The organism is Desulfoconvexum algidum (genome assembly GCF_055382125.1).
Genome location: NZ_AP042394.1, coordinates 5135791 through 5148515, shown reverse-complemented (window position 1 = coordinate 5148515; position 12725 = coordinate 5135791). Strand labels below are relative to the sequence as shown.

The window sequence follows — 12725 nt, the reverse complement described above, 5'->3', positions numbered from 1 at the left end:
TGCTTTTGATAAGATTTTTTTAATCTTAAAAAACTCAATTAAATTGCTAAACTGAGGCTGAGGTTAACGCTTCTTTATCCCGTTCCGAAAATGAAATAATTTGACTGACAAATGAATCTACACTCCACTTAATCAATCCAGAAAACATGGTATCTATCTCAGCATGATAAATATCTAAAATGGTTAAAAGATTTTTCTTTTGCCAGCATTCCTCAATATTTTTAAGGTTGCATGCTTCATTGTTGAAATCCTTGTGGTTACAACAAGATTCTAAATATCTGATAGCATCGTCATGTAGTGTAAATCCATCCGTAATTTTATTCCCTTTAAACATGGATATGGTTCCTTCTTCATACCCTTCATGAACTAACCAATTTCTTATTTTATAGGATACTTTAAGCGGCCAACTATATGCTTGCTTCAGATGTTTATGGGCGCTAAAACCTAAAGTATCTTTCTTGTTTAAAAAATCTTCAAAAATCTTTGGATTTTGTTTAGGGTTTTCAGATAAATTAGAGATGGCTGCAAGTCTACCACAAACATTAGCAAGACGATCATATATTGCCCAGGTGGTAGTAACATAAGGTGTTAATAATAAATGCCGAAATATTGAGAAATCCATTTTATGATCTCCATATTTGACATTATTTGATCCTTCCTCTGTATTTTCGAGTATAGAAGGAACGCTTTGTAATATTTCCCATGCTTTTTTACGAGCAGGCAAAATATCACCGGTGGAAGATAACACTCTATGGAGGCTAGCTTTCTTAGTCCAATGTTCATAACATTCTATTGGAAGAATTGTTTTTGGGGGTGATTGGACTAAAACCCAAGCCTTTTCCAATTTTTTGGCGCTTCTAAGGATATCTTCTTTTAAATCAACCATTGGTAACCTCTTCTGCTATCTCTTTTTCTCTTTTTAACTCTGCTTCAGAAAGAAATACTTTTCTTTCTCGATACTCCATTAGAGGTGAGGATTTCGATTCCGCATTCCGCATATTTATAGCATCATTTTTGACTTTAATATAATAGTCAGAGACCTCTCCTGGCCTACCTGAAATGACCTGCATACCCGGCTTGTTTAAATTGAAATAGATGTGATATCTATCTTCTCGTGGCAATAATTGAGCAATCTTACATATCGGTTTAGCTATTCTGGACCATTCTTTAGTCGTATCTGGATATTTAGAGGCTAATGAGGATAGCCGATTCAATTTATTTATATCAGTAGGTTCCTCTTTTGCAATCAGCCCCTCAACAAACATTGCAGTCTGCTGCCCAGACGGGTCAAGTTTTGAAACATATTCTGGCAAGTAATAACTAACAATAAAACCAGATTCAAAGATTAAAGAACAAAATTTATTAAAAGAAGTGACATCTTCAGGGTTTGTAGCATCAAATAGACACCATTTATTGATTGGAAAATTATTTGGCATCTCCCTGAATGAACTTTTTTTCTCAGGCTGTTTTTCTAATTTGATACGATCGATAAGGAATTTTAACATGTCAGACATACTGAGGCGAAAGCCGATTTTATCTCTAAGCTCTTCGATATCATGCCTTTCTAATAATGCTCCATCAAGGTTGTACTCCCAAATCATATCAACAATCCATTTCATTGGGATCATATCTGTAGGCCACTTAAATCTAAGAAATGACACCCACAAAAACTGAATAAAAATCCCTATGTATCGACTTGTATCTTCCGAACTTTTTTCAATGGATATAAGACGTTCAAGCAAATACGGGCGAACTTTTTCCCAATGGACAAAAGCAAATGTACTGAACAAGATAAAACATTCTTGGTGTGAAAAATCTTTTTCAAATTTTAATATATTGTCTAACTCGATTTCATTTAAGTAGCCATTCGAATCAGGATGTGAATTTGAGTACAGATCAAATAAAAATTTTGATTTGTTATCCGTTAGTGACATTATGGTTTGAAATTCTTCACCGAATCTTTCTTTTTTCTTTTTTATGCAGCATAAAAATTTCTGACATATTCTGATCGAAAAAGCCCAGGACCATTTATTATCATTAGGGGATTTGTTTAATACATTTTTCACAAAAACAGTGAGTGTGTTAGAAGAAGACGTATCAGAAGACGGGAGGAAAAGATCACACAATTTATCGGCAATAGCGGAAATTCGACCCATATCGGCTCCATCCACACCTCCTGAACGGACAGCGTCCAAATAAAGCTGGGCTTCATAGAAGAAGTCATCGAAAACGGATATGTCGGACGCCATTTTTAGTAAATCAGTTATACGCAAGGTTTCTGGATACAGATTTTCCTCTGTGTCAAATTGAAAGAAATCATGCAAACGCCATTTAGAAAAATTATTATAAATATCTTCACATTTTTGAGCCAAGGCGCAAATATCGTCATCCCGACCATATTTTAAATACCATTTCCAGATTTTACGAGCCTGGGTTGTTTCCTCAATAATATTTCCCGATGATAATTTTTTTAAAATATCTAAACATGTCATTAAGTCATCAATCAGTACTTCTTTATATGCTTGAGTATACTCCTCAGATACTTTCCCATGTAATAACAAACGATGAAATTGATGATGAGACTCGGCGAGTGTATTCCAGTATTGTGACCGTAAATCAGAGATGATAGATATTTCAAGTTCAGTAAAAACTTTTTTACGCAAATCTATATTCATGTTCCAAATGTCACTCTTAGGAACTATTATCCTCCTAACAATAGATAGCTGCCAACTGGTTACCCATTCGGTATGTTCTCGTTCAGGGTTCAGAAGGCTTTCAAGAAGTAGCTTAACGAAAGGCCAAGAAGTTGGTTCATTTAGTTCTTTTTTCACAATTTCAAATGCTGGTAGGGCATAGAGTTCCCAATTTTTAGATCGACATAAAAGTCGCTTTACTAGTTCCTTGGCTTCTTTGCCTCTCCCTGGATTACAACAAGAAGCTTCTTCCAAGATTATAAGTGCCTTAAATTCAATCAAATACCGCATCGCAACATTCGCTTCAAAAACATATTCAGATAGTTGATATAAATACCAAGGCAATTTTGATACAATATCTTCATGTGTAAACGTTTGATGACCCCACAATGAATCACCAACCTCCATAGATTCTTTTTTGTTTTTACGAATAGAACTGAGTATTTCTAAAGCACTTTCTGGATCTGTTGCCCCTGAGCTCTCAACTAAATTTGCAATGCGATATTGTTCCATCAGACTACCAGTTTTTGCAATTTCTTTCATGGAATGAAAAATGGGTTTAAGGAACGTTAGACTATCAAATGTTTCGAGCCGTGATCTAGTTAAGTATGAGAGTGTCCCAAAAATATTGTCTGTGCCTGGGACCTTACTATTTATTAAGCTCTGAACAATTAACTTCCCCTCAGCACTTACTTTATATGTTCTATCCTCTTCTTGGAAAAGCCAATCACTGAGAATGTATTCTCGTATTATTAATGGTTCAATAGCATAAAGCCGTTTTCCCATCCCCCAATTACGGATTAAACCTGAGCCAGTAAGAGTTCCCAGCAGATCCCGAACTATTGTTTCGGAAACTCCTTTTTCGTTAAGAAATGTAAAATATTGCAGATCACTTGAATCCTCTTCAAGTTTAAGGGTCCCCCATAACGATAGCCAACGAAGAAGTTCACGTCCTTTGTCTCTTTTAGAAGAATCAATCGACTTTAGACATGATTCTACATAGCCGGAAGCAATCTCATCACCACTTATTGAAAGACTTGAAAGCGACTGGCGGGAGGCCAACTCTGCAACCAGGCATAACCAACCAGGAATGCCTTTTGTATATGTATAAACATTATGAAGCCAGGCTTCTCCATCATGTTTAGGTAAAAGATCCTCTACTAATTGTTTTGCCGAAGCTTCATCCAATCTTTTTAAATGAAGAGGATCAGCGATCAATTTGTTATTAGCAAAATGAGCTCGTGTCATGGCATTCTCTTGGCGAAAAGCAATGAGAATCTTCCAGTTTTTGCGTTCAAAAGCCGCCAATTGTTCAACAATTAAACGCAAAAGATCAGGATCATCAGGATCGTCTATAGCTATGCAGGTCTTTTGATTACTATTTAAGAGATGGAACCAACTTGTAGATCGAGCCATAGTTCCGGGTAAAGCCCATAAAACACGCCACCCGTTGTCTCCCAATAATACGAGACTTTCAAAAAGCAAACGCGATTTGCCCAATCCTCCAGATCCAATGACAGGTAGAATAGATTTATTGTCATTCGCAATAAAATCCTCAACTATCTGAATCTCATCATCTCGTCCAACAAACGGCTTATTTAAAGATGCTCTACTTGGATATCCATTATTGAGAAGATCGTACGCCTCCTTTAGTCCTATAAGTATTCTATTTTTCCCTTCAAAGAAAACTTCTCTAACGTGGGGGTGTAATGCCAGTTTTCCTTCTATCGTTTCGATACTCCAGAAATCTACCGTTAAGTTTTCTTTTTGGAATTCAGATGTAACTTTCGTGTCCCATTTAACTCTATCATTAGGATTGATTGAAAAATTTGCTACAAGAATCCATTCCCTAACATTTTTCCAATGTATGCTGTTTGGATGATCCCTCTTTTTATATTTTTTAATCATTTTTAATTCACTAAGAGCTAGAGCTATAGCAATATCCATCGTTAAGTTTTTACGGTATTTGGCTTGATAGACCGTCGAACCATTGGAAGAACGAGCGTCTTGCCCCCCATCAGGACCAGGTCGTCCAAAGAGGATTGCTCCTGGATCATCAGCGCCTATTATAGATTGCATTAATGATTCGAAAGTACCACCGTCCTGAATCATACCCCAATTTAATTTAGACATACGTACCTCATTAGAATGATAATAAAATATTTTTAGGTTAAAAAATGAATCCAAAAATAGGGTATCATACGAGTTCAAAACCTATATAATTTTCTTTCCTGATAACAAAAGAAAGAATTATACACCATTTCTCGATTTTGACAAATGACGTTCGAAATCATTACTCAAAATGAATAGGAAAGAATACTTCTATCGGAACCAAAGTATCATAGAGGAAAAAGATAGCAGTACATTTTTATGAGCTACAATAATATTGGTCTGAACAGTGAATTATAGGCCTTGGTCATCGTTTCGGCCATCGCTTTAAATCATAGCCTGGAAGGGGTCTATTTTTTTAGGGATTCTTCTTTTCTGGGCCGGCCTCCCAGGGAGGTCGACATTATCAAGCAAGAACTCGAATATTGCCTTTGGCTTGGTGTCAAAAAATCTTTCAGCCGCAGTTGTTCCATCCTTACGTGTTATAAAAAAATTATGAACAGAGGTAAGTGCAGATAATTTTCGGTTACTCAGGCGATGAAAGCTGTGATGCCTTAGTGACAGCTGCCCGTTGCGGCCTTCTACGCATGAACTGGATCGTTGAAAAAGGCAGGCGCATTCCTTGGCAACATTTTGAATCACTGCCAATTCTTCTTGGGTGATTTCTGAAAAGGGGCCTTGTATGCATCCAAGAGAAGAAAAGATTTTCTCAGATTTTTCTTGGAAACGATGGCGGGCATCTGCAGTCTTTGCCTTATTGGAAGCATAGTTTAGGTAATATGCTGGGATCAACTTTTCGAACATAATTCGCTTGATTGCCGGGGAAACGCAGAGGATTTCAATCTTCTTTTGAACTGTGAGATGAAAAAAAACAATGGTTGCCACCATGTCAACTACTACTTTTTTGGCCTTCTTTATTTTCTTGAGACTACGTTCTGATAAACTGGCATCTGCTGCAATTGTTTCGATTTCAACAAAGCATTGATTCAATGAGTCTGAGACCTCTTCAATCCCTTTGAGTTTTCCGGTTTCAAGATCCACAGGATGATATATTTCGCTGATTTTACGCATTCCTTGCTTCATTCGTACTTGATGAGATTCGGCTGCATCAAGCGCCTGAATGGCTTCAGTCTCTTTAAACAGGGCTTGGTTGATTTTCACATTAAATTGAGGCGGACGTCCTGGCATAGGCTTTTTGGAATCGTAGTTCACTTTTTTGTCGATACATCGGTTTACATCCTCTGAAGCCTTTTCAAGTGCCTGTTGAGCCTTTTGGGTTTTCTTGGCAAGTGGTCCGGTTGTACCTTTTACAATTTCATGTTGAACATGAAAGATATCCGGTGAATGATGTGCGCCAAGGCATTTTTTAACATGAGACAGAAGACCTTTTCCTTCATCGCTGGTGGACTGAATAATTTGGATTGGGAGTTCTTTAACGGCTTCCTTCATAGCGTCTGTCCAGTCGGAACCTTTCCTGCCCCCGGAATATTCTTCCAACAGTATATAGTTGGAATCTGCCTCAATGGCTACAAGGATGGTTTCAGGATGAAAAGTCTCGTCTTGGCAAACTGTTATTTCTTTTGGTTTCATTCCTTTTGCCAGCCGACTTGTTTCCTCCTTGCTGAACTTGATGATTGATTCTTCCAGTTGCACTGAAACTTTTTTTTGCCTTCCATATGAGGAGGCAATAAATCTATCAAGACCGGTCAACTCAAAAAACTGACATATTTGACGAATGCTGTTTGCCCCTAATAGCGTCATCGCAAAATGTGAGCCCAAAACCAGTCTGTGCAAAAAGGCAGTCCCGGCTGTGGACTCGAAAAAATTAATGATGTCCGGGTCGGCATCAATAGAATCCTTACGCTTAAGCCAATATTGCAATGTTGAGCGAGGAATCCCAAGTTCTTCTACTATCTCCCGTTGGCTTTGGGGTAACTGAATTGCTGCCTCATACTTTTGAATATGAGCAGCTATCTCTTGTCTTGTTTTGCGTGCCTGATGGCTAAATTCTGAGTCATACTAATAGTTTATATATTAAAAACATGTAAATGTCTATATTCATTACATATTTTTATATGTCTGTTTTTAAGTGGTCGAAACGACGATCAAGGCCGAATTATACATAAATTTTCAATTCTTCAAGCGTGCGAAGGGGTTTACTACTGGCTATAATCATGGGCTTTCAGGATTCAAAAATTACTGTGGACTTTCCCTGTGAGTCCGGGGGTTTTCCAAAATAATCTAACCACAACATATAGATTTATGTCATACCAGGAAAAAGAGAGCCCTATGAATACAAAGTAATGCCCTCGAATCCTGAATCACATTAAGAAATGGAAAAAGAAGTCATCGCCTTTATTGACAAACCTATCGGAGACACATGATAGACATATTGTGGGGTCTGCATTTCTTTCAAAATTTACTGAAAATTAGATTTTTTCTGCTCAGGAAATGTCATGTATACAACAGGTATCGTTTAAAAATTTGACCCTTGTGAAACTTTTGCTTTGGATAATAATACTTGAGTTCAATCAGATATAAATTTTATATCTATCCCCCTTACTATGAGCTTTCTATCTCATGGATCTTGATAACAGGATGAAAGAACTGGATATAAAATATTTCAGATCATGGATCGATATTCTGATAATTGCCCCAACAAGATGGAAGTTGAAAAAGGCAATCAGAGTAATGAAATAGACTTTTAATGAACAAAAAATAGAGCAGCACCCTGATAAGACAAAGATCGGCAGGGCAAAACGAGGGTTTGATTTACTTGGCTATCATTTTAACCCTGATAGTCTGTCGGTTGCAAGGAAGACAGTTGAAAGATTAATGGTGCGTGTTGCCCGGTTTTATGAGCAAGCTGTGGATTCTGTTCGCATTGGGCTGTACGTCTCCAGGTGGGTAGGATGGGTGGTGGGGGGCTTTGGTCTGCTGGGAAGACAAAAAGGGCAGATCCTGTTATGGCTCCCTGCCCTTCTATTGCAATGGTTGGTTGTTGTTTACACTTTTCTTCTGTTAATCCCTGCAAGACCTAACATCCCTATGCCGACAAGGAAAATGGTTCTGGGCTCTGGGACCGCCGCGATTTGTATAGAATAAGTATAAGAATTAGCAAAAGTGGATGTGTATACTGCTGATGGTTGTGCAACGCTTCCGGTGTTAGATAATAACCATGACTCCAAACCATGGACCGCGTTAGCATCTTGCACGAACGATAAGGAAGGGGCTCCTATTATCATGTTTGGTATCTACAAAATGCTAATCATGCTGTTCTGAAAATCGGGAAAGATGTCAACCATTCACTTTCATTGAGTGACCGGGGATATGTTCTGGAGCACGGCCGCATTGCCATGGAAGGCCCTGCAAAGCAGCTGCTCAATGATCCCCATGTAAAAGAGGCATATCTGGGAATTTAGCCATGGAAAAACAGCTTTGGACCGGGGGAAACCATATCCCCACAGACGAGTATCAAACCCTTTGTAGCCCTTATTCAGGGGAAGAAATTGCAAGGATAGCCCTTGCCCGGGAGCACCATGTTCTTGATGCCGTGGTTTGCGCCCATTCAATGGCGCCTGCCATGGCAAAGATGGCCGCACATGAACGGTCGGCCATCCTGGCAGATGTTGCCAGACAGCTTAGCGACCGGTCAGACGAGGTCGTAGCTTTACTGGCCCTGGAGGCGGCCAAGCCCTTGAATTCTGCACGGGTGGAAATCCAGCGGACCATTCAAACCTACCAGTTTGCCGCAGAGGCAGCCAAGCAGATAACAGGGGAAATGATCCCCATGGATGCGGCTCCGGGAGGGGTGGGCAAACTGGCCTTTACCATTCGTACCCCTTTGGGGGTGATCGGTGCCATCTGCCCCTTTAATTTTCCTTTTAACCTGGTGGCCCACAAGGTCGGACCTGCCATTGCAGCTGGGAACACCGTGGTGCTCAAACCTGCCAGCCAGACCCCCTTGTCTGCCCATTTTATTGCACAACTTTTTGACAAGGCCGGCCTGCCCAAGGGGGCCCTTAACGTGATAACCGGCAGCGGCCGTCTCGTTGGCGATGCCCTGGTGACAAATCCCCAGGTCAAAATGATTACCTTTACCGGCAGCCCGCCCGTGGGCAGGCAAATCCGGAACACGGCAGGGCTCAAACGGGTGACCCTGGAGCTTGGGTCCAACTCCGCCGTCATCCTGGACAAGGGCATTGACATTAACGCGGTTGCCCCCAGGTGCGTTACTGCTGCCTTTGCCTATCAGGGACAGGTCTGCATCTCCCTTCAGCGCATCTATGTCCACAGGGATATTTACGATGATTTTGTTTTGAAATTTGTGGAACTGACCCGGCAGCTTAAGGGCGGGGATCCCAGCCAGGCCGGGTTTGATTATTCCGCTGTAATCTCTTCCCAGGATGCCGACCGAATCCAGACCTGGCTTGCAGAAGCACGCAAGGCCGGGGCCGACATCATTGGCGGAGAGCGAACCGGAAACATGGTGTCTCCTGCCGTGGTAATCAATGCACCGGTCGGGATAAAGGTCTCCTGCCAGGAGGTTTTTGGCCCGGTGGTGGTGATTTATCCCTTTGAAACAATGGATGGGGCCATCGACATGGTCAATGATTCTGTTTTTGGCCTCCAGGCAGGTATCTTTACCCCCTCCATCAACCATGCCCTGGCGGCTGCCGCCAAGCTTGAGGTCGGCGGTGTCATGGTCAATGAGGTGCCCACCTTCAGGGTGGATCAGATGCCCTATGGCGGCGTGAAAGACAGCGGCATGGGCAGGGAAGGGTTAAAATATGCCATCGAGGAAATGACCGAGATAAAACTGATCTGCCTTCAGCCCCTGTAAACCCTGTGTATTGATGTTCCTTCCTTTAACATAAAACCGGGGGATGACCTTAAAATAATTTTTTTTTGTCACACTTTCCAATCCCAATTGTCTATAGTGTAAAAGGACTTAAAGGAGACTTTTACAAAGATGGACTATTCTATCGAAAAACAGGTTGGCCTGGCAATGTCCGGGGAAAAAACAGCCCTTGAAGCCCTTGTCCTATATATTCAGGATCCTGTCTACAGGCTGGCACTTCGCATGCTTGCCCACCCTGAAGATGCCGAAGATGCGGCCCAGGAAATATTAATTAAAGTCATTACCCACCTAAGCCGTTTCAGGAAAGAAAGTGCCTTTATGACATGGGTATATCGTATCTCGGCCAATCACCTGCTGAACACCCGGAAACGACGTGCCGAACTTGCTGAAATTAATTTTGAACAATGCCAGCAGCAAATTGACAAAGGATTTGCAGATACATGGCACCCTTCTATTTCCGAGGCCGAACAAAAATTAATTGTGGAAGAATTACGGTTGAACTGTCTCCAGGCTGTACTTCAATGTCTGGACCGCAATCTGCGAATGGCATATGTCCTGGGCGAAATATTTGAAGTAAATAGCAGTGAGGGCGCTTATATATTGGAGATTATTGCGTCAAGATAAGCCCGAAACATCGGGAAAGGAGGAAATAAACTCTTTGAAATTTGTTATTGTTACCCAGTGGGTGCAAATCCCACTTGATCAAAGCTTAGTCAGCAGATCAATAGAGAAGTCCGAGGGTAAACCTGGTAACAGGAGTCCTAAGCCGGGCGTGATCGAGAATGTAGGCCTTGTATTGAGCTTCGAAAACAATATTAATCGTGGTCATTGGATAAACTCCGCCCTATATCAGGAGGAGTGAACGCCGACGTATTTAGTCTGACGGAAGGCAACAGACCACTGAACGCCATGACGAGTTTGGTGGACACCACCGTAGTCTTAGACCAGGGCATGTATTCAAAGGGGTAACTCGGGAACTTGAGAGAGCCCACAGCCTCCTTGTGAAAACACGGACACAGGAATATCCGTACCAAAATTCCCGGTGTTTAAGGGGAATGTCCACCTCCCTTGAACAAGTCTGGAACTCATTTTCTATGGAATGAATTCCGGAATTACAAATAAGGTTGGGCAAACATCACAAGGTATCAGGGGCGGAGAGCGAACAGCGAACAAACCTGAGATGGACTATGGGCAGTCTTAGCGGAACATATTACCGATGATCGGGTAGAGAATATCTGATCGGAAAGGTGGGGAAGTGATGTCCAAGCGACCCACTGCAGGGAAGGTGAAGCCGGGCATAACGTGAATACGGAGGGAATTATGGGAGATACTCAGAGATCACAAACCATATCAACGCAAAACCGTAGAATTGTGAAACAGACCACTTGCAAAACCAATCGTGCAAGCTCAATGCAAAATAAAGATGGTGGCAAACCGCCTTTACTGGTGGGAGAAGTGTCATTATCGAACATTTCCATACTGGCAAAGAAGAATCCAGAAATGACCTTCACCTCTCTATCTCACAGGGTCGACCTGTCCTTGTTAAAAGAGGCATTACGGAGAATAAAGAAAGGTGCGGCCACAGGTGTGGACGGGGTGACGGGCATGGCATATGCCGCTAACCTCGACCAAAACCTCTATAATCTATATCAACGACTGTGCAGAGGTCAGTACGTTGCAACTCCTGTGAAACGGATCTGGATAGAAAAAGAGAACGGCAAATTAAGACCGATCGGTATCCCGGCTTTTGAAGACAAAATAGTCCAGAAAGCGGTTGAAATGATACTGAGCGCAATCTATGAACCGAACTTTTACGACTTCTCCCATGGTTTTCGAACCAGGCACAGTCAGCATATGGCAATAAAGGAACTGCGTGAGAACTGCATGAAGAAGAACACAAATTGGATAGTAAGTGCAGATATTACTGGATTATTTGATAATATTGACCATCATTATTTAAGAGAGATTCTCAAACTGAGGGTCAATGATGGGGGAATCATTCGGCTGATAGGGAAATGGCTGAAAGCCGGTGTTATAGAGGAAGGACAGTATTATCTCTCTGATTCCGGTACTCCCCAGGGAGGAGTTATTTCTCCCGTGCTCAGCAATATTTTTCTTCATCATGTGCTGGATGACTGGTTTGTTCGGGAAGTTCAGCCAAGGATGAAAGGGCGAAGTTTTTTGATTAGGTTCGCTGATGATTATGCGGCGGGTTTTGAGCTGGAATCGGATGCCAGAAGGGCATTAGAGGCAATGACCAAGCGATTTGCTCGTTTTGGTCTGGAACTTCATCCAGACAAGACAAAACTGATACGTTTTGGTAGACCATTTGTCAAAAATGGTCAATGCTACAAACCTGAAACGTTTGATTTTCTGGGATTTACCTTTTACAAGGGAGTCTCTGGCCGTGGTTATTGGGTTGTTTTAAAGAAAACAGCCCAGACGCGCCTAAGTCGCTTTAAGAAAATGGTGTGGGGATGGTGCAAGAAGAACCGGCACAGTCCCCTGAAATGGCAGTTTATAACCCTGAGTAGTAAATTGAGGGGTTATTATCAGTATTTTGGCGTGATGTGCAATTTTAATGCAATTGCCAAGGCATTTCATTACACCTTGAGGGCATGGAAGTACTGGCTATCACGAAGGTGCCATAAGGGAATGGTCAAGATTGAGGACCTTAAAGCACTGTACTCCCTGCCAAAACCAAGAATAATTCATAAAATCTGATAGTCTGGGGGACAGCAAAGTTATGCGCTAAACGAGTAGAATTGTTTGGTTTCCAGTTTGGTCAAAAGAGCTGGGATTGAGGAACCGTATGCGGGAATTCCGCACGTACGGGTCTGGTGTGCCACGAGAGCAAGTAGGTTTTGTTCGCAACTGTAAGAAAGATGGAGGTAGGCCCTCCGGCGACGACTTCCAGAAGTAGTCGCCAAACCGCCGTGAGCTGCGTTGATAAAGAGTCAAGGTGGTGAGCGTCACGGAAAAGGCAGGACAAGATCCTGTCAGGTATGAGATATGGAGATGAGCGCAAGCGAACCGCTGAAGACGTGTCGAAAGCGTGTATG

7 protein-coding genes are annotated in these 12725 nt (G+C 41.7%); 3 read left to right on the top strand and 4 right to left on the bottom strand.

The window, feature by feature from the left end:
- Nucleotides 1-46: 46 nt before the first annotated feature.
- The 4 genes from ACZ45G_RS23245 to ACZ45G_RS23230 form a co-directional block, all read right to left on the bottom strand.
- On the bottom strand, nt 47-886 hold the full coding sequence (locus tag ACZ45G_RS23245; protein ID WP_464172895.1) for a hypothetical protein: 840 nt from the start codon (nt 884-886) through the stop codon (nt 47-49).
- On the bottom strand, nt 879-4826 hold the full coding sequence (locus ACZ45G_RS23240; protein ID WP_464172894.1) for a P-loop NTPase: 3948 nt from the start codon (nt 4824-4826) through the stop codon (nt 879-881). The genes ACZ45G_RS23245 and ACZ45G_RS23240 overlap by 8 nt, the downstream gene beginning before the upstream one ends.
- A gap of 303 nt (nt 4827-5129) precedes the next feature.
- The gene (locus ACZ45G_RS23235; protein ID WP_464172893.1) at nt 5130-6683 is read right to left on the bottom strand and encodes a DUF6399 domain-containing protein; all 1554 of its coding nucleotides are present in this window, start codon (nt 6681-6683) and stop codon (nt 5130-5132) included.
- A 1124-nt stretch (nt 6684-7807) separates the two neighbouring features.
- Entirely contained in the window at nt 7808-8047 is a 240-nt protein-coding gene (locus ACZ45G_RS23230; RefSeq protein ID WP_464172892.1) for a PEP-CTERM sorting domain-containing protein, read from the bottom strand.
- 179 nt (nt 8048-8226) lie between these two features.
- Between ACZ45G_RS23230 and ACZ45G_RS23225 the strand changes: the two genes are divergently transcribed.
- The 3 genes from ACZ45G_RS23225 (at nt 8227) to ltrA (ending at nt 12387) form a co-directional block, all read left to right on the top strand.
- Complete coding sequence (locus ACZ45G_RS23225) at nt 8227-9645, top strand: aldehyde dehydrogenase family protein (protein ID WP_464172891.1); 1419 nt, start codon at nt 8227-8229, stop codon at nt 9643-9645.
- A gap of 129 nt (nt 9646-9774) precedes the next feature.
- Nucleotides 9775-10287 (top strand): RNA polymerase sigma factor, encoded by a 513-nt coding sequence (locus tag ACZ45G_RS23220; protein WP_464172890.1) that lies wholly within the window; start codon nt 9775-9777, stop codon nt 10285-10287.
- 696 nt (nt 10288-10983) lie between these two features.
- Entirely contained in the window at nt 10984-12387 is a 1404-nt protein-coding gene (gene ltrA / locus ACZ45G_RS23215; RefSeq protein ID WP_464172889.1) for a group II intron reverse transcriptase/maturase, read from the top strand.
- Nucleotides 12388-12725: the final 338 nt, after the last annotated feature.